Genomic DNA, 22,008 nt, shown 5'->3' on the forward strand with positions numbered 1-22,008 from the left:
CCCATGGGAAACATGATGACCTTGGGAAACGCCGCAACACCGGTGGTCGCCTACGTCAGTGAACCCGCCGGAACACCCAAGGGCGGCCTGGTGGTGGTCCACGAAGTCTGGGGCCTGGTGGGCCACACCAGGGACGTTGCGGACCGGTTCGCGGCCGCCGGCTACCTGGCCGTTGCACCGGACCTCCTGACGGGGGCAGGCGGCATAGCGGACCTGACGGGAGAGCTGCAGGAAGCCGCATTCGATCCCCAACAGCGCAGCAACGCCCAGCCGCGGCTCCGCAAGCACATGGCGCCGATCCGCTCGCCCGAGTACGCCAGGCACGCCCTCGCCGCCCTCCACGTGTGCTTCGACCACCTGGAGGGCGTCCCCGGCCTGGCCGGGCGGGTGGCAGCCACGGGCTTCTGCCTGGGCGGGACCTACACCTTCTCCCTCGCCGTCGAAGAGCCCCGGCTGCGCGCCGCCGTCCCGTTCTACGGCCACGCCGAGTTCCGCGATGCGGAGCTGCGGGCCATCACCTGCCCGGTCCTCGCCTTCTACGGGGAGGAGGACAGTGCGCTCATGGAGGAACTGCCCGGGCTGAGAAAGCGGATGCGGGCCGCGGGCGTGGATTTCGAAGCCGTGGCGTACCCGGGGACGGGGCACGCGTTCTTCAACGACACCAATAAGTACACCTACGACGCCGGGGCTGCCGCGGACGCATGGTCACGCACGCTCGCCTTCCTGGAGCGGAGCCTCAGCGCCTAGCGCCGCAGCCACGCCGCGTTGTCCGGCTGCAGCCAGCCGTCCTCCTCCAGCTCGAAGGCGCTGAACAGGACGACGCCGGGCGGCAGCCTGGCCGGTTCGGTCCCCATGGCGACCGCCACGAGGAAGCCGGGGCTGCGTTCGCAGGTCAGCAGGTTCCCCGCCTCCACCCGCCAGGTGCCGCCGTCGTCCGCGGTGAACGTGCCGTCAGCCCAGAGCCGGCGCCGCAGCGCGATGGCCCGGGTGGCCAGCGAGAGCATGGAGTCAGGGTTCCGCTGCTGCAGCTCAACAGCGTGGCTTCCCCAGCCCTCCGGCTGCGGAAGCCATGGGGCGGCGGCCGGCGCGGGCGGCGAAAAGCCATGGCTGCCGGCCGGATCCTCGGTCCACGGCAGGGGAACCCGTGTGCCGTCGCGGGTGATGCCGCCGCGGGCCCACATCGGGTCCACGCGTCCCTGCTCCGGGACATCCACTTCGGGAAGGCCCAGCTCCTGGCCCTGGTAAACGTACGCGGCTCCGGGCAGGCCCAGCAGTGCAACCAGGGCTGCCCGGGCACGCCGTGCGCCCGCTTCGCCGCCGCCGAAGCGGGTCACCGTCCGGACGATGTCGTGGTTCTCCAGGGCCCAGGTGGGCGCCGCGCCGTGCAGTGTCCGCGCCTCTTCAAGCTCGGTGCCAACCCGGGCCCAGGCCGCGGCGTCCCAGCCGAGCTTCACGAAAGCGAAGGCGAAGGCCTGGTGCATCTCGTCCGCGCGGGTATACCGTGCGGCCCGGGCCGGCTCCAGGTTCACCTCGCCCACCAGCAGCCGGTGCGGCTGGTACTTTTCGGCGAGCCGCCGCCACCGCCGGTACACCTCGTGCACTTCGTCCTGGTCCGAGACGAGCGGGTTCGAGCGCAAACCGTCCACCACCGGGCTGGCCGAGGGCGAATCCGGCATCCCGTCGGCCTTGAAGAGGGCGTGGGCGACGTCGATGCGGAGCCCGTCCACGCCCTTGTCGAACCAGAAGCGGAGCACGCCTTCGAAATAGTCGCCCACCGCCGGGTTGCGCCAGTTCCAGTCCGGCTGCCCGGCGGAGAACAGGTGCAGGTACCACTCGGTATCCGTTGCCGACCCCGGGCTGGCACGGGACCATGCCCGGCCGCCGAAGACGCTCTGCCAGTTGTTGGGCGGCAGGTCGCTGGGGGAATCCGGGGCGGAACTGCGGCCCTCCACGAAGTGGAACAGCTCCCGCTCCGGTGAGCCCGGCCCGGCGGCCAGGGCCTGCCAGAACAGTGGATGGGCGGCGGAACAGTGGTTCGGGACCACATCCAGCAGGACGCGCAGCCCCAGGGCGTGCGCCTTCTCCAGCAGGGCGTCGAAGTCGTCCATGCTGCCGAAGAGGGGGTCCACGCCGCAGTAGTCGCTGACGTCGTAGCCCTGGTCCACCTGCGGCGACGGCTGGAACGGCGTCATCCAGATCCCGTCCACGCCCAGTGACCTGATGTACTCCAGCCGGGCCATGAGCCCGGGAAGGTCGCCCACGCCGTCGCCATCGCCGTCGGCGAAGGACCGCGGATAGACCTCGTAGATGACGGCCGAGTCCCACCAGTTCACTTGCCCGCTCCTGCCGTGAGGCCTTCGACGATCCGGCGCTGGAACACCAGCACCATGATCACCAGCGGAACGGTGACGATGACGCCGGCGGCCATCTGTTCGCCGAAGGGCGCCTGGAACTCGGTGGCGCCGGTGAACTTGGAGATGGCGACGGTGGCGGTCTGGATTTTGGGGTCGTTGATCATGGACAGCGCGATGATGAACTCGTTCCAGCTGTGGATGAAGGTCAGGATCGCGGTGGTGAACACGCCCGGGGCGGCCAGCGGGAGCAGGACCTTCCGGAACGCCTGCCACTTGGTGCAGCCGTCGATCATTGCGGCTTCCTCAAGGTCGAACGGCAACTGCTTCATGAACGTGGTGAGGTTCCAGACGGCGAGCGGAATGGCGAAGGACAGGTTGGGGATGATCATCGCCTGGTAGGTGTTGATCCAGCCCAGGTCCGTGAAGAACCGGAGCAGGGGCACCACCACGGAGATCCCCGGGAACATGGACGTGGCAATGATAATGCCGAGGACCACGGACTTGAACCGGAAGGCCAGCCGCGAGATCGCATAGGCGGCGAAGACGCCGAGCACCAGCGCCGCCACGGTGGTCACGCCGGCCACGATGAGGCTGTTCAGCAGTGCTTGGCCGAACATGGTGGACCCGTCGAACACCTTGGTGTAGTTCTCCAGCGAGAAGGGCTCCGGCAGGAGGGTGTTGTCGAAGATGTCGGCGGTCCGGCGCAGGCTGGAGACGATCATCCAGTAGAAGGGGGCCAGGCAGTACACGATGATCAGGGCAAGGCCCGCGTACACCGAGTAGGAGCGCCAGCTGCGTTTGTGCCGAGTCCCGAGGGGAGGGCCCGACGCCGGGTTCCCGGCTTTGGAGAGGGCCTGGAGGTCTGTGATGGTCATCGGGTGGTCCCGGCTTTCTGGATGCGGCCTGCCTTGGGGGCGCGGCGTTTGATGCGCAGTTGCCCGGCGCCGGTGACGTCGGCCCCCAGCACCTTGACGAACACGATGGCCACCGCGGCGACGTAAAGGAACAGGATGACGGCAAAGGCCGACGCCGACCCGTAGCGGAGCTGGTTGGATTCGTCCCAGGCGAGCATGGACAGGGTCTCCACCGAATCCTTGCCCGGGCCCACCAGGACGAACGGCAGGTCGAACATGCGCAGCGCGTCGAGCATGCGGAAAAGTACGGCCACCAGCAGCGTGGGCTTGACCAGCGGCAGGGTGATGGAGCCGAGCTGCCGCCACCAGCCGGCGCCGTCGATCTTCGCCGCCTCGTACACCTCCTCGGGGATGATCTGCATGCCGGCGAGCACCAGCAGGCCGATGAACGGGGCGGTCTTCCAGACTTCCGCCACGATCACGGCGACCTTCGAGGCGGTCCCTTCGGCGGTCCAGAGGATCTCGCTGCCCAGGAGGGCGTTGGCGATGCCGTCCGACTGGAAGATCCACCGCCACAGCAGGCCGGACACGGCGGTGGGGACGGCCCACGGCACCAGGATGCTGGCCCGGAGGAAGGACCGGCCCTTGAAGGCCCGGTTCATGGCCAGCGCCAGGGCCAGGCCCAGGAGGGTCTCCAGCAGCACGGTGGTGACGGTGAAGAACGTGGTGTTGCCGAACGCGTTGAGGAACCGGTGGCCGGCGTCGCCGGTGAACAGGGCCGCATAGTTGGCCAGGCCCACGAACTGTTCGCCTTCGGTGACGAAGCCGTCGGCGTCCAGCCCGGACCCGGCGCGGTAGAGCGACTGGTGGATGGCGGAAATGAGCGGGTAGGCGATGACCAGGGCCAGCACCAGGAGCGTGGGGGAGAGCAGCAGGGCCGCCATCCGTCCCTCGCCCGGGGTGCGGCCCCCGCCCGGGACGGCAGGCGTCCCGGGCGGTCCCTTGAGCTGCTTGCTGAGCGTTGCGGCGCCGGTCATTTCGCTGCGATCTCCTTGAGCTTGGACTGCATGTCAGCAAGCGCGGCGTCGGTGCTCTTCTGCCCGGTCAGCGCCGCGTAGGCCTCTTCCTGGATGGCCTTGGTGGTGGCGCCGTACTGGACAACCTTGGGGCGGGGCTGGGCGTTCTGCAGGGATTCGAGCAGGGTGGGGAAGAAGGGACGCTTGGCGACGACGGCCTGGTCCTGGTAGAGGTCGGCGTAGGCGGGTGCGCGGGAGCTCAGTTCCAGGCGCTTCCTGGCCTGCTCCTCGCTGGTGAAGAACTTGATGAACTCGAGGGCCGTGGCCTTGTTCGGGGTGAAGGGGGAGACAGCCAGTTTTCGGCCGCCCAGGGTGGAGACGCCGGGGCCGTCGGTTCCGGGGATGGAGGTGATGCCGAACTTGCCGGCCACCTTGCTGGAGCCGTCCGTGGCGCTCAGGGATGCGTAGAGGAAGGGCCAGTTGCGCAGGAACACCACTTTGCCGTCCTGGAAGGCGCGGCGGCCCTGTTCCTCGAGGTAGGTGATGGCGTCCGAGGGGAAGAGTCCTTCCTTGAAGCCGTCCACCAGCAGGGACAGGCCCTTCTTTGCTTCCGGGGTGTCCACCGTGGGCTGGCCGTCGGCGTCAACCACGCTGCCGCCGGCGGAGGCCACGGCCTCGGTGAAGTTGACGGTGAGGGCTTCGTTCTTGTCGAACTGGCCGGTGTAGCAGGACATGCCGGCGGCGTCGGGCAGGGCCAGGATCTTCTTGCAGGCGTCCTTCATCTCGTCCCAGGTCCTGGGCGGGGCGGCGACGCCGGCGGCGGCGAGCAGGTCCTGGCGGAAGTAGAGGAGCGCCCCGTCGGTGTAGTACGGCGCACCCACCAGGTTGTCCCGGTACTTCGCGGCGTTCACGGTGGCGGGAATCATCTTCTCTGTGGGAACGGCGTCCGCAGGCAGGGGAAGGACCCACTTGTTGGCCGCGAACTCGGAGTTCCACACGACGTCCAGGTTCAGCACGCTGAACGTGTCCGACTTGATCTGCGCGTTCTGGATGAGCTGCTGGCGCTGCTGGTCAGCGGAGTCGGGCAGTTCAATGAACGTGACCTTCTCGTCGGGGTGCGCGGCGTTCCACTCCTCGATGCTCTTGTTGGCCGCGCCCGACGCGTCGCGGGAGGAGACATAGTTGATGGGGCCCTTGCCCTCGAACGCGGCGGCCGGGCTGGTGCTGGCCTTGGGTGCCGCGGACGTGCCGCCGCAGGCTGTGAGCCCGGTGGCGGCGGCCGTGACGAGTGCGGTGGTGGTGAGAAGTGTCTGCCAGGTGCGGCGGCGCTGCCTCATGTGATGCTCCTTCTGGGGATTTTGGTGGTGCGAGTTTGGGTATGCGGGCATGGGAAAGGACGACGACGGCGGCACGGGGAAGTGCTGGCGTCACCGGTGCGGGGGAAAAGAGGGGGTGGCGGGTCAGGTGGCCGGCGGCGGGGCGGTGGAACCGCGCTCGATGAGCCGGTGGGGCATGATCTTGGGGCCGAGGTCCCGGGCGCGGAGGAGCTTGGTGACGGCCATCCGCCCCATCTCCTCCAGCGGCTGGCCCATGGTGCTCAGCGGCGGGTGGACGTGCAGCGAGGTGGATGTGTTGTCGAAGCCCAGGACGGAGACGTCCTCAGGTACTTTCCGGCCCCGCCTCTGGAGTTCGTTGACTACGGCGGCGCCCATTTCGTCGCTCACGGCGAAGATGGCGGTGAGGCCCGGATCCTGCGCCAGCAGTTCGTCCAGGCCGGCGGCACCGCTTTCGTAGAAGAAACTGCCGGTGGCCGTCACCGGCGTGCACTTGGCCTCCCGCATGGCGCGGAGGTAGCCGCGCCGGCGGGGCTGGGCCACGAAGACCGAGGCGGGATCGCCCGCCAGCAGGCCGATGCGGCGGTGGCCGATCCGCAGCAGGTGGCGGGTGGCGTCATAGGCGGCCTGCTCGTCGTCGATGGCGACGCTGGGCGATCCGGACTTGTCGCTGATGGCCACGGAGATGATAGGGATGTTCGGCCCCAGCAGCTGCCGCGTCTCCTGCGTGATGACGGCGGAGATGAGGATGACGCCTGCTGCCCGGTAGGTGCGCAGGGTCCGGAGGTAGCCGGCGATGAAGGCTGACTTGGCGCCGGTGCGGCCCAGCATGACGGCGTAGCCGCGTTCCTGGGCTTCCTCCTCGACGCCCTGCATCACCTTGGAGGCCAAGGCATCGGACACCATGGGTGCCAGGAGCCCGATCACCGAGGTCTGCCGGGTTTTCAGGCCACGGGCCAGGTAGTCCGTTTCGTAGCTGAGCATGCGGACGGCGGCCTCCACCCGTTCCCGGGTTTCGTCCGAGTACCCCACCAGGCCGTTCACCACACGGGAAACGGTGGCAGGGGACACGCCGGCGTGTTGTGCCACATCCCTGATGGTGACCATGGTTTCCTCCTTCCCGCTGGTGCGCTGGGCAGCTCACGCAAACGGTTTACGTAAACGGTTGCGTGGCGTGCCTCAACAACACTAAGGGAGGCGGAACGGAAGCCGATGCGTTTCGTAAACGCGCGGCCGGCGGCGGGCGCCGGACGCCGCCGTCGTGGTTTTCAGCCTGGTTGGTCCCCCACGGGCGTGACCCTGACCCGCGCAATCCGCAGCCGGTCCATGGCGAGGACGGTCAGGACGTAACCCGGGACCTGGACCCGGTCACCGGCCCGGGCCAGGCGGCCCAGCCGGGCCATCATGAAGCCCGCCACCGTTTCATAGTGGCCCTCCGGCAGCTGGATCCCGGAGGCGGCCTTGAATTCCTGCAGGATCAGGCCGCCGTCAACCTCGATGGAGCCGTTGGCCACGCTGACGCGGTCTTCGTGTTCGGCGCCGGTGTCATACTCGTCGTAGATCTCGCCCACCAGTTCCTCCACCAGGTCCTCGAGGGTGACCACGCCGTCGGTGCCGCCGTATTCATCCACCACCAGGGCGATGTGCTGCCCGGCCTTGCGCATCCGCGAGAGTGAGGGCAGCACCTTGTTGGTCCCGGGCAGGGGCATGATCTCCCGGGCGATGTCCTTCACCCGGGCGTGGTCCTGCGCCGGGTCGCCGGGCATGAGGTCGCGGATGTGGACGAAGCCGATGACGTCGTCGGGGGTCCTGCCGATCACGGGGAACCGTGAATACGGGCCGTCCCTGACCATCCTGCGGGCATCGCCTACAGTCATCGCGCCGTCGATGAAGGTCACCTCGGTGCGGGGGCGCATCACCTCCTGCAGGGTCCTTTCCCCGGCGCCGAACACGTCCGCCAGGATGGACCGGCTGTTCTCCTCGATCAGTTCGTTCTCGGCCACCATGTCCCAGAGTTCCTCGGAGGTGATGCTCTCCCGCCGGACGTGCGGGTCCCCGCCCACGAGCCTGACCACCGCGTTGGTGGACACGGACAGGAGCCAGATGACGGGACGCATGGCTTTCGCCAGGATGATCAGCGGCGGGGCAAGGACCCTCGTGAAGCCGGCGGCGTTTTGCAGGGCCAGCCTCTTGGGCGCCAGCTCGCCCAGCACCAGCGACAGGTACGCTACCAGCAGCGTCATGCCGATAAAGGCGGTGGGCGCGGCGGCGGAGCCCAGCCCGAGGGCCTGCAGGACGGGCACGACGCCGGGCGCGATCGCCGATGCCCCGTAGGCCGCCGAGAAGAAGCCGGACAGGGTCACGCCGATTTGGACGGTGCTGAGGAAACGGTTCGGGTTGCGGGCCAGATCGGCCGTCCGGGCACCGAGGGCGCCGGACTTTTCGATCCGGCGCACCTGGCTTTCGCGCAACGAGACCAGCGCCATTTCCGCCGCGGCGAAGACCCCTCCCAGCAGCACGAAACCGAGAACCAGGGCGATATTGAGCAGGGCACCGCTGTCCATGGCATGACAATACCCACCCGCGGCGCCCGGCGGCGCGGGTTCCCTACGTGTACATCAGGGATCCGGGCGTGGTCAGCTTCTCGCCGGTCTCCAGCCAGGTCTTCAGGCCGGAGAGGATCATCGGCCAGCCGCCGTAGAGCTGGTCGTTGGCGCCCTCGCGCAGGTCGCTGTGGGTGACGGTAAGGTGGCAGGAATCGCCCACCGGCTCGATCTCCCAGGTGACCTTGGACGTGCCCTCGGCCTTGACGTCCTCTCCCCAGAGGGCGCGCATGGTCTGGACCAGGCGGCGCGGCGGGTCCACCTCCAGGTTTTCACCTTCGCCCAGCGGTGCGCCCGCCTTGGGGTTGTTCATGACAAACTTCCCGCCCGGGGACCAGTCGGACTCGATGGTGTTCCCGAACTGGTACTTGCTGCGGATGTTGCTGTCCGTAATGGCTTCCCAGAGCCGTTCGGGCGTGGTCTTGATGTAAATCTCGAAGATCTTTTCCATGGGACTTTCCAATCTGGATTTGAGGTCGCTGAGGGCAGCGGCCCATGGTTCTGCGTATTTGCTGACCCACCGGTCGTGGACCAGGCGGATGGGCACCGGGTTCAGGAAGTGGAGCTTTTCCCGGCCGCGGCGGCGGGACACCACCAGGCCCGCTTCCTCGAGGATGCGCAGGTGCTTGGCGATCCCGAAGCGGGTCATGTCGAAGCGGGCTTCCAGGGCGCTCAGGGTCTGGCCGTCCTCGCGGAAGAGCTCATCGAGCAGGTCCCGGCGGGTGGGGTCAGAGAGTGCCTTGAACACTTCGTCCATGGTCCCCATGATAGGTGACCATATGGTCACCTATCAAGGGTTTTAATTCCGTGACGCCAGGCTCCGGTCCCGTTCCTCGAACACCTCATCGCCGGGACCGGTGAAGGCCCGGGACCGCTCCACCGCTTCAATCGAGCCCGTGAACAGCTGTGACTCGTGCGGGTCAGCCGGGGGCTGGGATCCGCCGGTGGCGGGCGACCCCAGCCCGCGGAGTGGCGCCCCGCGCTGGGTGGCCGCGCCGCCGTCGTGCGCCTGTTCCCACCGCTGGTGCGGCAAAGCTTCGGGGTGGCCCAGCTGCAGGAAGGTGACCATGGTTTCGCGGACCAGGCAGCGCAGGTCGAAAAGTGCGGCGCTGTCTGCCGCGCTGACCAGGATCCGCACGCGGACGAACCCGCCGGTGGCATCGGTGATCTGCAGGACCCCCACGCGCCCGTCCCACAGTTCGGTGGCCGCCAGGACGCGGCGCAGCTCGGTTCGCATGTTCTCCACGGGGGCGCGCCAGTCGAGATCGAATTCAACGGTGCCCATCACCTCGGACTGGCGGCGGGTCCAGTTCTCGAACGGCGTGGTGGTGAAGTGCGTGGACGGGAGGATCAGCCGGCGGTCATCCCACAGGTGCACCACCACGTAGGTCAGGGTGATCTCCTCGATCCGGCCCCACTCCTTCTGCACCACCACCACGTCATCCACGCGGATGGCATCCGTGAACGCGAGCTGCATGCCGGCAAAGACGTTCACCAGCGAGGTCTGCGCGGCCAGCCCGGCGACGATGGAGATCACGCCGGCGGAGGCCAGCAGCCCGGTGCCCAGGGCCTGGATGGCGGGAAAGGTCAGCATCGCGGTGCCCGCCGCGAGCACCACCACCAGCGCCACGGCGATCCGCCGCGCCAGGATCATCTGGGTGCGCAGCCGCCGGGCCCGCCGGTTGTCCGCCACGTCAACGCTGTGCCGCTTCAGCACCACGGCTTCGACGATGAGCAGCACCGCGATGGCCAGCCATGCGAAGGCCCCAATGAGGGCGATCAGGAGGAAGTGGTCGACGGCGCCGTGCCAGCTTTCGTCCGCGGCCGTGAGCCCCAGCGCGGCCCGGACCCCCACCAGGCACAGCGCCAGGCGCAGCGGCTGGCGGGCCACCCGCGAGGTGGCCTGCAGTTCGGGACGCTTCCGGTTCAGCCGCAGGACCACTTTGCGCAGCAGCCAGGAGAGTGCGAGTCCGGCCACCACGGCGAGTGCCATGGCGATGAAGGGCAGTGCTGGATTCAGGACGTCTTGCATCTTTTAACCTCTATCAAGGCCCCGGCGGCCCTTCGAAATCGGCACGGTCCCTGGCACGGCGTGCGTTCCCGCCCACTTACCGGAAGCGTGGCTGCACGGTCCGCCCGTCCCTGCGCGGGAACACGGGATGCATTGCGGGCCAATCCCGGGCGGGGGAAGAGTAACCGGGCTGGAGTGCACATGGAGGTCAGCGGCGCCGCCGAAAACCGGTCGCCACGGCCGGGTCCAGTGGGTAGCCTTGGGCGCATGCAGAAGATATCGATCGAAGCGCTGGCCCGGCAGCAGCTTGGGGCCGCTCTCGGTTCCGGCAACGGACGCGCCGCGGACACCGTGTACGGGGGCCACGAGAAGGTCCTCCGGCAGACGGTCATGGCCATGCGCGCCGGGACGCAGCTGAGTGAGCACCAGAACCCCGGCGATGCCACCGTTTTCGTGATCCAGGGCTGCGTCAACCTCAGGGCAGGTGCGGACTCCTGGCAGGGCAAGCCCGGCGACCTGCTGATCGTGCCGCCGGGCCTGCACAGCCTCGACGCCGAAGAGGACTCGACCTTCCTCTTCACAGTGGCCAAGCACCGCGACTGACAGCCCCATCGATTACGGAGCAGTGGATGCAGGAAGTACGACGGCGGCTGCCGGGCTGCCCCCCAGCGGAAGTCCGGCAGCCGCCGTCGAGCCCTAAAGCCCGGGTGCCTTGGATGCGAGGGCCTTAGCGCCCGGGACCTTCCGTGCTCCTCATCGCTCCCGTGCCGTGGGTGTCCGCGGCGCCCGCCTCCTGCTCCGGGGCCTCGGCCTTCGCACTGCCCTGGCCTCCCTTGGCGCCGTCTGCGTTCCCCGGATCTGCCTGGCCGGCCGGTTGTGGCGCCACGGTGGTGCGCGGCGCGGGGCCATCCCCGACCCATTCTGGCGCGGAGGCATCGGCGGCGGGGCCCTTCACGTCAGCGTCCTCCCGCGTGCCCCCGGGCGCGTCCGGGGGCCCCGGAACGGCTGTGGACTGTGGATCAGCCTCCGGCAGGGAGGCTGCGGGCATGGTTGCGGCAGGCGCGTGGCCGGCGGGAGCGGGGGCGACGGCGGCCGGCCGGGTGGGTGCCGCCGGTGCCGGTGCGGGCGCGGGGCCGGGGGACTCCGGCGGCGAGAACGACCAGAGAATGCTGTTGATGGTCCCCTCTGCCTCGCGCCGCAGGTCGCCGTTTACGGCCGCCGCTCCACCCGCGACGCCCAGCGAGGCGGCGACGCCAAGGGCGGTGAAGACAAAACGCCTCTTCCGTCGTGGCCGCGCGGGATCAAACCGGGCCACGGGCGCCGCCCCGGGGGCGGCCATCAGCGCGGCAACTTCCGCCGACGGCGGCGGGACTTCGTCAGTGCGGAAGCTCCGCAGCTGCAGCAACAGTTCCCGCAGTTCCGCGTCGTCCGTGAAGCCGGCCTCGGCGAGCAGTGCGTCCACCGCATGCTGGTCGGCCAGGGGGTGCAACCCGTCTTCGTTCGTCATCACTGGGCTTCTCTCCGTGAAGGGATGAGCTTTCGAAGCCGGCACAGGGCCCGGCGCTGCAGTTGCTTGACGGCCCCCGGGCTCTTGCCCATGATCTCCGCCGTCGCCTCCACCGACAGGTCTGCCACCACGCGCAGCGCAATGACTTCCTGCTGGTCACGCTGCAGGCTGTTGAGCAGCGACCTGACGCTGGCCGAGCTTTCCACCGCCAGCAGCTCATCCTCCGCCGAATCGCTGCAGCGGGAGTCGGCGGCGGGGTCGTAGCCGGTGGTGGGCGGGGCCTTGAGACGCCGGCGGTGCTCGTCCACGTAGCGGGCGTGGGCGATGGAAAAGGCCAAGGACTTCATTCCCTTCATCCCGCCGGACACATCCCCGAGTTTCGGGTAGAGGGCCAGGAAGACTTCCTGCGTCAGTCCTTCCGGATCCTCCACGTCCCGCGAGCGGAGGTAACTCAGTACTCCCGGGGCGAGTTCGCTGTAGACAACCGAAAAGAAGCCGTCGTCCATCTGGCCGGGCTGCTCCGCCCCGCGCCTGGTCCCTTGCATCCGCCCCCCTGCGGCAGATCCGCTTGCACGCCCCATGGCTGCCGTGCGGGGACGGTGGTAGCGTCCCGGCACGGCAGCATCTGCTGACAGGCTACCGCTGACCGGCGGCGGAGTGCTTGCCACCCTGCTGCCCGGCAGTACCGCTGTTGGCGGGGGCTTCACCGCGCTGCTCCTGCACCTGCTGCTGTTGGGCCTGCTGCTCTACGGCCTGGTCCTCGTCAGAACCGGCCGCGGGCGTGACGGTGCCGCAGTAGGCCTCGATGCCGCTCTCGCCGCCGGCGGCATCGGCCAGGGCGGCGAAAGCCACAGACGTAGTGTTCAAGCCGCCGCTGGCGAATGCGGTGCAGAGTCCGACGGCGGCCGGTCCCGTGGCGTCCGGACCTTCCGGCGCAGCGGTGGGCGACGGGTCAGCGGTTTCCGTGGGTGCCGGTTCCGGAGATTCGGTTTCCGTCTCGGTCGGGGTGGGATCGGGTGACTCGGTTTCCGTCTCCGTGGGGGTGGGATCGGGTGACTCGGTTTCCGTCTCCGTGGGGGTGGGATCCGGAGATTCGGTTTCCGTGGACGTGGGGCTGGGCGACGGGGACTCCGTCTCCGCCAGAACCGACGGGCTGTCCGGCAGTGACTCCGCCATGGCGGCCACCCCGGTTCCGCCTACCGCCAGGGCGCCTGCTGCCAGCACCGTCATTGCGAGCTTGTTGCCTGAAAAGGTGAAGAAAGCCATGAGACCCTCCGTTGACGAATTTTTAAGGATTGCGATCAACTGCGCGGGATGCCCCCGCACTTAATGGATCGAAATCCGCGTCACGGAGGTTACGGGTTTTCGACAACCTCTTTGACAGGCGTGTCATTTTGGGTTGAGTTCTTGACCGGGCGGGGCTCGAGCCACACCTGCTCCCGGGGTCCGGGCGGGTAGGCGTGCTTCTTCCCGGCGAGGGTGATCACCAGGGCAGCCACCACTGGAACCGCGGCGGCCACCGGCACCAGCAGCGGCCCGCCCGCCACCAGGGCCCCCGAACCATACAGCGCGCCCACGGTGATTCCCAGCTGGATGGTCAGGACTGTCAGGCCGTTGGCAGCCTCGCTGTACTCCCCGCCCGCCCGGAGGATGGCGGCCTGGTTGTAAATGCCGATGGCGCCCAGGCCCGCGCCCCAAACCGTCATGAGCACCATGGCCAGCACGAGGTTCCCCACGGCCAAAGGCAGCAGGACCATGGAAGCGGCGATGGCCGCCGTCGTCAGGATCAGCGAACGGCGCGGACGCGAATCAACGGTGAGCCCGGCAACCCAGATGCCCAGCAGGCCGGCGGCGCCCAGGATGGTCAGCGACAGGCTGGTGGCGTAGTCGGGCAGCGCGGCCTCGCGGATGAACGGGGCGATGTAGGTGAACAGCGCGAAGTGGGCCAGCACCAGCAGCGGCCACGCCGTGGCCACCGCTTTCACGCCGGGCTCGGCGATGGCGCGCCGGATGGACGGGCGGGCGGCGTCGGAAATGCGCCGGACCCGGGGCAGCATGAAAAAGGCCAGGACGGTCAGGACCAGCCCGAACCCTGCCAGCACCAGGAACGCTGCCCGCCAGCCCAGGAATCCGCCCAGTGCCGTACCCACCGGGGCTCCGATCGCCAGGCCCAGGCTGTTGCCGCTGAACACGATCGCCAGCGCCTTGCCCACCTTGTCCGCAGGAACCACCCGGGTGACGAACGGCGCCATGGTGGTCCAGAGCAGCCCGTGCGCCAGGCCGCCCACCATCCGCGCGATCATCGCCGTCGTGAAGTCCGGCGCCAGCCCCACCCAGGCGTTGCTGGCCGCAAACGCCAGGACCAGGGCCACCAGCAGCGCATGCCGGGGGATCCGGGCCAGCAGCCGGGCCACCGGGACAACGGTGACCACGATGACGGCCGCGTACGCGGCCGCAAGGTATCCGGCCACCGGCTCCGACACGTTCAGGCCGGTGCTGATCTGCGGCAGCAGCCCGGACGGCAGGAGTTCAGTGGTGATCGCGGTAAAGGCGATGGTGGCCAGTACCGCCATCGCGGCGTAGGGAAAACGGGCAGGGGACGGCGCGGAAATCGCGGAAGGCATGGGGGAGCGTCCATTCAAGGGGTGGGGTTGGAATGCGGCTCGCTGGCCGCTCAATTCCTCCCTTAAATTTACAGGATCAAACCCCCTGCTCCGTGCCGGTTACGGCGTGTTCAGGCGCGCGTCGAGCAGCCCTGCCGCGACTGCCGGAGCCAGCCCGGGTGCCAGCGGGAGGCGCGGGACCACCAGGCAGTGCCACAGGTGGTAGATATCGGCCTTGCCGGACCAGACGGTGGAGGTGACGTTGCCGTTTTCGTCGAGTTCCTGCTTCCAGGAACCGTGCTCGTAGTCGATGAACCAGTCGCGCGCGTGGTCCCAGATCCGCTCGTACCAGTCCGCGTATTTCTTCTCGCCGGTGGCGATGTAGAGGGCTGCCGCGCCGCCGATCGCCTCGGCGGGAACCCAGCGGATGCGGGTGGTGACCACCGGCTTGCCTTCCCAGTCCACGGTGTACACGAATCCCCGGTGGCCGTCCGGTTCCCAGGCGTCGCGGATGGCGGCGTCGAACAGGCCGCGGGCGTCCTCCAGCAGCCAGGCCGGCACGTCCAGGCCGCGGGCCTCGAGCCCGGCGCGCAGGTGCAGGAGCAGGCGGGCCCACTCGACCCAGTGGCCGGGGGTGCCGCCGTAGGCACGGAACTGGCTGGCCCGGTCGTCGGTGTTGTACTCCGGCATCGGGTTCCATTCGGGGTCGAAGTGCTCGAACACCCGGTAGTTGTTGTTGCGCGCGAAGTCGTGGATCAGCACCTCGGCGATGTGCAGGGCACGTTCGATCCAGCGGTTCTCCCCGGTCACATCGGCCACGATGAGGTAGGCCTCCACCGAGTGCATGCTTGCGTTGCCGCCGCGGTACGCCTCGGTTTCGGTGAAGTCGCGGTTCCACGAGTCGAAGCACATGTTGGCCCCGTGGTCCCAGAATTTGGTGTCCGCCACCCGCAGCGCCTCGTCGAGCAGTTCGCGGGCTCCCGGGCGCCCCGCAGCGACGGCACTGGCGGCGGCGAGGAGGACGAAGGAGTGCTGGTAGCCGGATTTGGTGTCGTTCACGGGGCCGTTCTGGTCCACCTCGGCGTACCAGCCGCCGTATTCCTTGTCGTGGAGGACACCGTTGAGGGCCGCGATGCCGTGGTCCACGAACGTGGCGGCGCCGGGCCGGCCCATCAGGGCGGCGACGGCGAAGCTATGCGTCATCCGGGCCGTGATCCACAGGTGGGTGGGCTTGTCGGCGAACACCTTGCCGTAGTTGTCGAGCCAGCCGAACCCGGTGGAGACCTTGGAAGCCTCGGCGAAACGGATAAGCCGGTCGGTTTCGGCCTCGAGCCAGCGTGCGTGGGCGGCACTGTCGAGCCATGTCATGTCGTGTCCTCTTTCCGGTAGGGATGCAAAGTGTGGGGTCAGGCCAGGGCGTCCGAGACGCCGCGGACGATGGTGGCGGCCGCTCCGAGGTAGGCCAGGATGATCAGGAGAATCTGCGCGGCCCGGGCGGGGACGCGCTTGGCGGCGAGGTCGCCGAGGACCAGGCCGGCCAGGCATGCGACGGCGACGGCGACCCACATGGCCAGCGGCAGCACGGGGAATGACGCGGGAGCCGTGATGGCCTTGGAGACCAGGGAGAACGTGCCGATGGTGAAGAAGTACGGCTGCATGGTGGCAGCGAAGGACTTGTGCTGCCACCGGGTGGCGATGGAGTACATGCTCACGGCGGGACCGCCCACCCCGGCGGCCGTGTTCATGAACCCGCTGAGGCCGCCGGCGGTGAAGAGGTAGCGGCGGCGCTCCGGGAGGGTGGCGGACTTCAGGACCAGCAGGACCGTGAGGCCGACGGCGAGGATCACCCCGATGGAGATCTCCAGGACGGCGGCCGGAATGAGTCGGATCAGGATGGCCGCCGGGATGATGCCCGCCAGCGCCGAGGCCGCCAGGGCTGCGTACCGTTTCCAGTCGATGTCCTTCACAACCCGGAAGATGATGGCCCCCGCCGTCACGGCGCCGCACACGTTCACCAGCACCACCCCCTCCACCGGGCCCAGGAGCAGGACCAGGAACGGCGCGGCGACCAACGCGAATCCCATGCCGGTGACGCGCTGCATCCCGGCCCCCATGACGACGGCGCCCAGCACCAGCCCGGTGGTCAGCACCTACGGCCTCCAGGCCACGTACTGGACCTCCTCGAATTCCTCCAGGCCCAGGCCGGCGCCTTCCCGGCCCAGGCCGGACTGCTTGGCGCCGCCCATGGGGGCGAACGCCACCGAGGGCAGGGGGTCGTTCACGCCCACGATGCCGGCCTCGAGCCGCTCCGGGATGTCCCAGCCGCGCTTCGGGCTGCTGCTCCAGACGTAGGCGGCCAGGCCCATCTCGGTGGCGTTCGCCTTCCGGATGGCCTCGTCCTCCGAGGAGAAGGTGACGACGCCGGCCGCCGGGCCGAACACTTCGGAGGCCACCAAGGGTGCGTCGTCGGGGACGTCCGTGAGCAGCGTGGGTGCCATGAACGCACCCTGGCCCGGCACCGTGGTCCGCTGGGTGACCCGCCGGGCCCCGCGCTCCAGCGCGTCATCCACCAGGGCCTGCACCGCGGACACCCGTTCGGCGTCGATGACCGGGCCGAGGTCCGGAACCGGTGCGCCGCCGTCGGGAACGCCGTGGCCGATGCTCATCGCATCGAAGCGGGCGCCCAGCTTCTGTGCGAACTCGTCGGCGATGCTGTCCTGGACCAGGAACCGGTTGGCCGCCACGCAGGACTGGCCGGTGTTGCGGAGCCGGCCCAGGATGGCCCCTTCGACGGCGGCGTCCAGGTCGGCGTCCTCGAACACGATGAAGGGTGCGTTGCCGCCAAGCTCCAGCAGCGGCCGGACCACGCGCTCCGAGGCGGACGCCATGATCTGCCGGCCCACGCCCGTGGAGCCGGTGAAGCTGACGGCCCGGACTGCCGGGTGGGACAGCAGCGCGGCGGTGATTTCGCGGGAGGGGCCGTGGACCAGGTTCACGACGCCGGCGGGGAACCCGGCATCGTGCAGGACCTCAAACAGTCCGGTGGCCGCGAGCGGGGCCTTTTCGGACACCCGGCCCACCACGGTGCAGCCGGCGGCCAGCATCGCGGCGAGCTTCCTGGCCTGGATGGAGACCGGGAAGTTCCAGGGCGTGAGGCTCAGGGCCACTCCGATGGGCTTGCGCAGGCTCAGGTGGCGGCGGCCGTGCAGCTCGGGCGGGCTGATGGTTCCGGTGGCCCGGCGCACTTCCTCGGCGAACCAGCGGAAGTATTCCACCGAGAAGTCCACCTCGCCCTGTGCTTCGGGCAGCCGCTTGCCCGCTTCGAGCGCCAGGGTGTGGGCGAGTTCGTCGCGGCGTTCGGCGAGGAGTCCGGCGGCGTTGCGGAGCAGGTCCGCCCGCTGGCGGGCGGTGGTGCGGGACCAGGAACCGAAGGCCTCCGCCGCGGCGTCGGCGGCTTTGGTGGCGTCCCCGGCGGTGCCCCAGGCCACCTCGCCGACGGTGCTGCCGTTGCCCGGATCAGTCACGTCCTTGGCGGTTCCTGCGCTGTGCCAGGAGCCGTTCACCAGGTGCCGGGCTGATTTGAGGTTCATGAATAGTGCCTTTCGTTGGGCCGGGAGGGGTCTGCCGCCGGGGGAGCCGCCGTGCTCATCCCTTGCTTGCGCCGGCGGTGATGCCGGCGACGAAGTAGCGCTGCAGGAAGACGTAGGCCACCACCACGGGCAGGGATGCCATGATGACCCCGGCGAACAGCAGCGGGTAGTTGGTCTGGAATTCGCCCTGGAAGCTCAGCAGTGCCAGGGGCAGGGTGCGGTGGCCGGGGGTCTGGATGAACAGCAGCGGGTACAGCAGCTCGTTCCAGTGGATGACGAACAGGAAGATCGCGGCGGCGGCGATGGACGGCGCGGACAGCGGAAGGGCGATGGAGGCGTAGGTCTTCCACGGCCCGCTGCCGTCGATGGAGCTGGCTTCGTAGAGTTCCTTGGGCAGGGTCCGCATGAACCCGCCCAGGATGAAGACGGCGATCGGCAGCGTGGAGACGACGTTCGCCACCACCAGGCCGGCCAGGTTGTCCAGCAGGCCGAGGCGGCCGAAGAGCACGTACAGCGGCACCATGTTGGCCTGGGCGGGGATGGCCATGCCCAGCACCAGGAACCCGAAGATCGCCCAGGACACGAAGCCCCGCAGGCGGGACACGGCGTACCCGGCCAGGCTGGCCAGGAACAGGGTGGCCGGCACCGAGATGGCCGTGACGATCACGCTGTTCATGAAGGACGAACCCAGGTTCTGGCCGCCGATCACCTCGGCGAAGTTGTCCGGGGCCAGCGAGGTCGGCGGGCTGAACGGCCCGGCGAAGAGTTCCTGGGTGGTCTTGAAACTGCCGAAGGCCACAACGGTCAGCGGAACAATGATGATCACCGCGTAGATCGCCAGGATGGCGCGGCGGCTTATTGAGGCGAGCATGCTGCTAGTCCCCCTTCGGGGTCAGCCGGAGCAGGCGGCGCTGCAGCCACGTGACCAGGGCGATCATCGCCATGAAGATGATCGACTGGGCGGCGGCGTAGCCGAACTCCGAGTTGGCAAAGGTGCTGTAAATACGCGTGGAGAGGATGTCCAGGGCGGCCTTGGGCGGGTTGCCGGCGATGCCCAGGATCAGGTCGAACGCCTTGAACGACTGCACCGTGGTGTACGCGACGACGATGGACGTGGCCGGGGCCACGAACGGCCATGTGATGGACTTGAACTGCTGCCACTTGTTGGCGCCGTCCATCTCCGCCGCCTCGTAGAGTTCCTTCGGGATGGACTGCAGGCCGGCGATATAGACCACCATCATCTGGCCCGAGTGGAACCAGACCTGGGTGACGGCCACCCAGTACAGGGCCTGGGCGTCGTTGCCGAGGTAGGCGCCACCGTCCACTCCCACTGTCCTCAGGACCGAGTTGGCCAGGCCGAAGTTGGGATCATAGATGAACTTCCAGATGAAGGCCACCGACACCGAGGACAGGATGGTGGGGAAGAAGAACAGTGCCCGCAGCAGGATGCTGCCGCGCGAGTTCCTGGTCAGCAGCAGTGCCAGGACCAGCGAGAACAGGGTCTGCGCGATCACCACCAGCAGCACGAACTTCAGGTTGTTGGTCAGCGCGTTGGTGAACAGCGAGTCCTTGGTGAACGCGCGGATGAAGTTGTCCAGCCCCACGTATTTGAACGCGGCCGAGAAGCCGTTCCAGTCAGTGATGGCGTACTGGAAGGCCTGCAGCGTCGGCATCACCAGGAAGAAGGCGATGACGGCGACGGCGGGCAACGGGAACAGGTACAGGGCCGGATGCACCCGGGTGGGGGAGCGGCGGTGGGCTTTGCCTGGTTTGGCGGCTGCCCCGCTGTCCGGGGCCTTGCGTTTGGCAGCCGTTCCGGGATGGATGCTCATAGCCGTTCGTCAACAATCTTCTGGGCGGCTGCGGCTGCCTGCTCCGGGCTGGTGCCGGAGATGACGGCCGTGGCGCTGGCCTCCACCGCGTTGCGGACGTCCAGGTTCTGGAACTGGAACCTGGCGGCGAGGGCGGTCTTCTTCTGCAGCCACGGGCTCAGGCGCTTGAGGTCCGGGTTGGTGTACTCCACCTTGTCCACGGAGACGTGCTGGGCGGTCTGGTTCGCGTAGTAGCCGGCGTTTTCGGGCTCGGAGAGGAAGTCGATCCACGCTGCCGCGGCGGCCTGGTTCTTGCTGGCCGAGTTGACGCCCAGGATGAAGGTGGCATTGTAGGTGCCCTCATACTTGGCGTTCCCGTCGGAGGAGGTGTTGGGGAACACCAGGTCGATGGGGAATTTCGCGCCCAGTCCGCGGACCGCGGCGATGTGGTACGAACCGGTGGCCAGCATGGCGGCCTTGCCCTGCGAGAACAGGTTCTGCGCCGGCTCCACCGCGGTTCCGGTGGCGTTGGGCTGCAGGTACGGGACCAGGTCCTTGTACTGGTTCAGCATCTTGATGAACCAGTCATCGGTGACTTTCAGCTTGCCCTGTTCGATCTGGGCGCACATGTCGTCCACGGGCGCGTTGTTGGCGATCATGTTGTTGAACAGCTGCCCGCCGTTGCCCACGTCTCCGCCGGGCCAGGAGATGGGGATCAGCCCGGCGGAGGCAAGCTTTTCGCACATGCCCAGGAAGGCGTCCCAGGTCTTGGGGGCAATGTCCGCGCCGGCCTTGTCGAAGATGTCGAGGTTGGCCATGGGCATGGGGAATACCACCTGGTAGGGCAGGCCCAGCTGGCTGTCGCCGTTCTGCCCGGCGGAGAGCAGGCCCTTCTGGTAGTTCTTCACCGCCTGGCTGTCCTTGAGCTCGGTGTAGATCCCGGCTTCGGTGAAGTTCTTGAACTGGGCGCCGCGGAAGGTGGCGAAGGCGTCGCCGATGGAGCCGCCGCGCAGCTTCTGCAGGGCCTGGGCGTTGTAGTCGTTGGAGGTGGAGATGTCCTGGGCTACCTCCACCCCGTCGTGCTTTGCCGCAAAGCGCTTGATCAGCTCGTCAAACACTGCCTTGTCCTCGCCGCGCCAGTGGGCGAAGGAGATCTTGCCGGTGATGTTGCCGCTGGCGGGCGCAGCGGGTCCGCTCGCGCCCCCAGGTGCGGTGGAACCGCCGGGGCCGGCGCACGCTGCCGCGCTGGCGCCCAACCCCAGGGCTCCGAGAAGGGCCATGGCCTGCCTGCGTGAAATCTGACTCACAATAATCTCCTCGTTGAGTGTTTTGCTGTGCCTTGTTGCTTGACTGCAAAGTTGCTTGACTGCGAAAGAGTCACCGTCCGGTGACAGGAACTCCGGTGGCCGTTATGCGTGGCTCCTTTGGCTGGAGACGACGTCGTCCACCACAGCGCAGAGGCGCTGCAGCCGGCGGACGGCGTCGGTGGAGAGGGATTCGACGACGTCGGGGGCGCCGATGCAGGAAGCCCAGACGGCGCGTCCGGACAGGAAGCCGCTGGCGCCTTCCAGGCAGGCCCACCGGACGGCGTCGGGGAAGATGTCTTCGGGGACGCCCGAGGACAGGACCACCCACGGCCCGTCGATGGCCTTGGTCAGTTCGGCGCAGGCGGCGCGGACCTCTGCTTCGGAGGCCTGGCCCTTGTAGGGGACCTCGGCCTTGTAGAGGTCGGCCCCCAGGCCGCCCAGTTCCTTGGCGGCGGCGAGGATCCCGGCGTTCCAGTCGAAATCGCCGCCGGCCAGGGGTTTGCGGGAGACGGGTTCGATGATGCTGATCAGCCCGGCGGACCGGCAGCTCTCCACGAATTCGCGGACCATGGCCACCCGGCCTTCGGCGGGCTCGTCCGGGCGGTACAGCACCAGGAGCTTGAGGGCCTTGGCGCCAAGGGCCTTGTACTTGTGCGGGTCCACCAGGCGGTCGATGGTCACCTCGCCCACCAGTTCGCCGTGCGCGGGCTCAAAGTGGTCAGCGGAGGCGATGAGGCCGCAGCCCGGATCCACCACGCCGGCCTCGATGGCCTGGTCCAGGGCGAACTGGCGGTCGATCAGGATGCCTGAGGCGTACGGGCTGAGGATCCGTGCGGCCTCCAGTTTGAAGGTGCGCAGGTCCTCGTCGGTGACCGGCTGGTCCGTGTGCTCGGCGAACATGTTGCGCATCGCTTCGCGCTGGTCCACTGCGAGCATCGCGAAGGCGCCTGAGGGGCGCTGCAGGGGGGAAAGGTCGGTGTGGCTCATGGGCTGCTTCTTTCAGCTAACTGGTACTGGT

At 68.4% G+C, this 22,008-nt stretch carries 21 protein-coding genes; 2 read left to right on the forward strand and 19 right to left on the reverse strand.

From position 1 onward, the window contains the following. The first annotated feature begins 12 nt into the window (after nucleotides 1–12). Nucleotides 13–747, forward strand: a complete 735-nt coding sequence (locus ACYSM9_RS11350) for a dienelactone hydrolase family protein (protein ID WP_461857060.1) — start codon at nucleotides 13–15, stop codon at nucleotides 745–747. On the opposite strand, the gene ACYSM9_RS11355 is transcribed toward ACYSM9_RS11350, so the two are convergent. The 8 genes from ACYSM9_RS11355 to ACYSM9_RS11390 all read right to left on the reverse strand — a co-directional run bounded on the left by ACYSM9_RS11355 (nucleotide 744) and on the right by ACYSM9_RS11390 (nucleotide 10,193). After that, nucleotides 744–2,333: an alpha-amylase family glycosyl hydrolase gene (locus ACYSM9_RS11355; protein WP_461857061.1), complete on the reverse strand. Its 1,590-nt coding sequence runs from the start codon at nucleotides 2,331–2,333 to the stop codon at nucleotides 744–746. The two genes, ACYSM9_RS11350 and ACYSM9_RS11355, sit on opposite strands and share 4 nt — an antisense overlap. Further along, nucleotides 2,330–3,229 (reverse strand): carbohydrate ABC transporter permease, encoded by a 900-nt coding sequence (locus tag ACYSM9_RS11360; protein WP_461857062.1) that lies wholly within the window; start codon nucleotides 3,227–3,229, stop codon nucleotides 2,330–2,332. The genes ACYSM9_RS11355 and ACYSM9_RS11360 overlap by 4 nt, the downstream gene beginning before the upstream one ends. Then, a complete protein-coding gene (locus tag ACYSM9_RS11365; protein WP_461857063.1) occupies nucleotides 3,226–4,245 on the reverse strand; it encodes a carbohydrate ABC transporter permease in 1,020 nt (339 codons plus the stop codon). Before ACYSM9_RS11365 ends, ACYSM9_RS11360 begins: the two co-directional genes overlap by 4 nt. Further along, entirely contained in the window at nucleotides 4,242–5,561 is a 1,320-nt protein-coding gene (locus ACYSM9_RS11370) for an ABC transporter substrate-binding protein (RefSeq protein WP_461857064.1), read from the reverse strand. The genes ACYSM9_RS11365 and ACYSM9_RS11370 overlap by 4 nt, the downstream gene beginning before the upstream one ends. A 123-nt stretch (nucleotides 5,562–5,684) precedes the next feature. Continuing rightward, entirely contained in the window at nucleotides 5,685–6,665 is a 981-nt protein-coding gene (locus ACYSM9_RS11375; protein ID WP_461857065.1) for a LacI family DNA-binding transcriptional regulator, read from the reverse strand. Nucleotides 6,666–6,826: 161 nt separating this feature from the next. After that, nucleotides 6,827–8,122, reverse strand: a complete 1,296-nt coding sequence (locus ACYSM9_RS11380; protein ID WP_461857066.1) for a hemolysin family protein — start codon at nucleotides 8,120–8,122, stop codon at nucleotides 6,827–6,829. A 43-nt stretch (nucleotides 8,123–8,165) separates the two neighbouring features. Further along, a complete protein-coding gene (locus ACYSM9_RS11385) occupies nucleotides 8,166–8,918 on the reverse strand; it encodes an ArsR/SmtB family transcription factor (RefSeq protein WP_461857108.1) in 753 nt (250 codons plus the stop codon). Between the two features lie 42 nt (nucleotides 8,919–8,960). Continuing rightward, on the reverse strand, nucleotides 8,961–10,193 hold the full coding sequence (locus ACYSM9_RS11390) for a mechanosensitive ion channel family protein (protein ID WP_461857067.1): 1,233 nt from the start codon (nucleotides 10,191–10,193) through the stop codon (nucleotides 8,961–8,963). A 246-nt stretch (nucleotides 10,194–10,439) separates the two neighbouring features. Here ACYSM9_RS11390 and ACYSM9_RS11395 point away from each other — a divergent pair, with 246 nt between their 5' ends. Further along, nucleotides 10,440–10,775: a cupin domain-containing protein gene (locus ACYSM9_RS11395; protein WP_461857068.1), complete on the forward strand. Its 336-nt coding sequence runs from the start codon at nucleotides 10,440–10,442 to the stop codon at nucleotides 10,773–10,775. A gap of 124 nt (nucleotides 10,776–10,899) precedes the next feature. Here ACYSM9_RS11395 and ACYSM9_RS11400 read toward each other — a convergent pair whose 3' ends face one another. The 11 genes from ACYSM9_RS11400 to ACYSM9_RS11450 all read right to left on the reverse strand — a co-directional run bounded on the left by ACYSM9_RS11400 (nucleotide 10,900) and on the right by ACYSM9_RS11450 (nucleotide 21,977). Next, the gene (locus ACYSM9_RS11400; RefSeq protein ID WP_461857069.1) at nucleotides 10,900–11,679 is read right to left on the reverse strand and encodes a hypothetical protein; all 780 of its coding nucleotides are present in this window, start codon (nucleotides 11,677–11,679) and stop codon (nucleotides 10,900–10,902) included. Further along, nucleotides 11,679–12,224 carry an RNA polymerase sigma factor gene (locus ACYSM9_RS11405; RefSeq protein WP_461857070.1) on the reverse strand — a complete coding sequence of 182 codons (546 nt, stop codon included), beginning with the start codon at nucleotides 12,222–12,224 and terminating at the stop codon, nucleotides 11,679–11,681. Before ACYSM9_RS11405 ends, ACYSM9_RS11400 begins: the two co-directional genes overlap by 1 nt. A 91-nt stretch (nucleotides 12,225–12,315) precedes the next feature. Next, nucleotides 12,316–12,945, reverse strand: coding sequence for a hypothetical protein (locus ACYSM9_RS11410; protein WP_461857071.1), 630 nt, complete (start codon nucleotides 12,943–12,945; stop codon nucleotides 12,316–12,318). Nucleotides 12,946–13,034: 89 nt separating this feature from the next. Beyond that, nucleotides 13,035–14,303 (reverse strand): MFS transporter, encoded by a 1,269-nt coding sequence (locus ACYSM9_RS11415; RefSeq protein ID WP_461857072.1) that lies wholly within the window; start codon nucleotides 14,301–14,303, stop codon nucleotides 13,035–13,037. Between the two features lie 99 nt (nucleotides 14,304–14,402). Continuing rightward, on the reverse strand, nucleotides 14,403–15,650 hold the full coding sequence (locus ACYSM9_RS11420) for an AGE family epimerase/isomerase (RefSeq protein ID WP_461857073.1): 1,248 nt from the start codon (nucleotides 15,648–15,650) through the stop codon (nucleotides 14,403–14,405). 38 nt (nucleotides 15,651–15,688) lie between these two features. Further along, nucleotides 15,689–16,432: a TSUP family transporter gene (locus tag ACYSM9_RS11425; protein ID WP_461857074.1), complete on the reverse strand. Its 744-nt coding sequence runs from the start codon at nucleotides 16,430–16,432 to the stop codon at nucleotides 15,689–15,691. Next, the gene (locus ACYSM9_RS11430) at nucleotides 16,433–17,872 is read right to left on the reverse strand and encodes an NAD-dependent succinate-semialdehyde dehydrogenase (protein WP_461857075.1); all 1,440 of its coding nucleotides are present in this window, start codon (nucleotides 17,870–17,872) and stop codon (nucleotides 16,433–16,435) included. A 55-nt stretch (nucleotides 17,873–17,927) separates the two neighbouring features. Next, nucleotides 17,928–18,743: a carbohydrate ABC transporter permease gene (locus ACYSM9_RS11435; protein WP_461857076.1), complete on the reverse strand. Its 816-nt coding sequence runs from the start codon at nucleotides 18,741–18,743 to the stop codon at nucleotides 17,928–17,930. A gap of 4 nt (nucleotides 18,744–18,747) precedes the next feature. Then, complete coding sequence (locus ACYSM9_RS11440) at nucleotides 18,748–19,704, reverse strand: carbohydrate ABC transporter permease (RefSeq protein ID WP_461857077.1); 957 nt, start codon at nucleotides 19,702–19,704, stop codon at nucleotides 18,748–18,750. Beyond that, a complete protein-coding gene (locus tag ACYSM9_RS11445) occupies nucleotides 19,701–20,990 on the reverse strand; it encodes an ABC transporter substrate-binding protein (RefSeq protein WP_461857078.1) in 1,290 nt (429 codons plus the stop codon). Before ACYSM9_RS11445 ends, ACYSM9_RS11440 begins: the two co-directional genes overlap by 4 nt. Nucleotides 20,991–21,092: 102 nt before the next feature. Next, nucleotides 21,093–21,977 carry an aldolase gene (locus ACYSM9_RS11450; RefSeq protein ID WP_461857079.1) on the reverse strand — a complete coding sequence of 295 codons (885 nt, stop codon included), beginning with the start codon at nucleotides 21,975–21,977 and terminating at the stop codon, nucleotides 21,093–21,095. Nucleotides 21,978–22,008: the final 31 nt, after the last annotated feature.

The sequence above is a fragment of the Arthrobacter sp. C152 genome (assembly GCF_054890965.1).

What these genes read in the sequence shown, in the direction of transcription:
- ACYSM9_RS11350 (WP_461857060.1), top strand. Translation starts at nt 13, where the DNA reads ATGATGACCTTGGGAAACGCCGCAACACCGGTGGTCGCCTACGTCAGT.
- ACYSM9_RS11360 (WP_461857062.1), bottom strand. Translation starts at nt 3,229, where the DNA reads ATGACCATCACAGACCTCCAGGCCCTCTCCAAAGCCGGGAACCCGGCG.
- ACYSM9_RS11365 (WP_461857063.1), bottom strand. Translation starts at nt 4,245, where the DNA reads ATGACCGGCGCCGCAACGCTCAGCAAGCAGCTCAAGGGACCGCCCGGG.
- ACYSM9_RS11370 (WP_461857064.1), bottom strand. Translation starts at nt 5,561, where the DNA reads ATGAGGCAGCGCCGCCGCACCTGGCAGACACTTCTCACCACCACCGCA.
- ACYSM9_RS11375 (WP_461857065.1), bottom strand. Translation starts at nt 6,665, where the DNA reads ATGGTCACCATCAGGGATGTGGCACAACACGCCGGCGTGTCCCCTGCC.
- ACYSM9_RS11380 (WP_461857066.1), bottom strand. Translation starts at nt 8,122, where the DNA reads ATGGACAGCGGTGCCCTGCTCAATATCGCCCTGGTTCTCGGTTTCGTG.
- ACYSM9_RS11385 (WP_461857108.1), bottom strand. Translation starts at nt 8,918, where the DNA reads ATGGACGAAGTGTTCAAGGCACTCTCTGACCCCACCCGCCGGGACCTG.
- ACYSM9_RS11390 (WP_461857067.1), bottom strand. Translation starts at nt 10,193, where the DNA reads ATGCAAGACGTCCTGAATCCAGCACTGCCCTTCATCGCCATGGCACTC.
- ACYSM9_RS11395 (WP_461857068.1), top strand. Translation starts at nt 10,440, where the DNA reads ATGCAGAAGATATCGATCGAAGCGCTGGCCCGGCAGCAGCTTGGGGCC.
- ACYSM9_RS11400 (WP_461857069.1), bottom strand. Translation starts at nt 11,679, where the DNA reads ATGACGAACGAAGACGGGTTGCACCCCCTGGCCGACCAGCATGCGGTG.
- ACYSM9_RS11405 (WP_461857070.1), bottom strand. Translation starts at nt 12,224, where the DNA reads ATGCAAGGGACCAGGCGCGGGGCGGAGCAGCCCGGCCAGATGGACGAC.
- ACYSM9_RS11410 (WP_461857071.1), bottom strand. Translation starts at nt 12,945, where the DNA reads ATGGCTTTCTTCACCTTTTCAGGCAACAAGCTCGCAATGACGGTGCTG.
- ACYSM9_RS11415 (WP_461857072.1), bottom strand. Translation starts at nt 14,303, where the DNA reads ATGCCTTCCGCGATTTCCGCGCCGTCCCCTGCCCGTTTTCCCTACGCC.
- ACYSM9_RS11420 (WP_461857073.1), bottom strand. Translation starts at nt 15,650, where the DNA reads ATGACATGGCTCGACAGTGCCGCCCACGCACGCTGGCTCGAGGCCGAA.
- ACYSM9_RS11430 (WP_461857075.1), bottom strand. Translation starts at nt 17,872, where the DNA reads ATGAACCTCAAATCAGCCCGGCACCTGGTGAACGGCTCCTGGCACAGC.
- ACYSM9_RS11435 (WP_461857076.1), bottom strand. Translation starts at nt 18,743, where the DNA reads ATGCTCGCCTCAATAAGCCGCCGCGCCATCCTGGCGATCTACGCGGTG.
- ACYSM9_RS11440 (WP_461857077.1), bottom strand. Translation starts at nt 19,704, where the DNA reads ATGAGCATCCATCCCGGAACGGCTGCCAAACGCAAGGCCCCGGACAGC.
- ACYSM9_RS11450 (WP_461857079.1), bottom strand. Translation starts at nt 21,977, where the DNA reads ATGAGCCACACCGACCTTTCCCCCCTGCAGCGCCCCTCAGGCGCCTTC.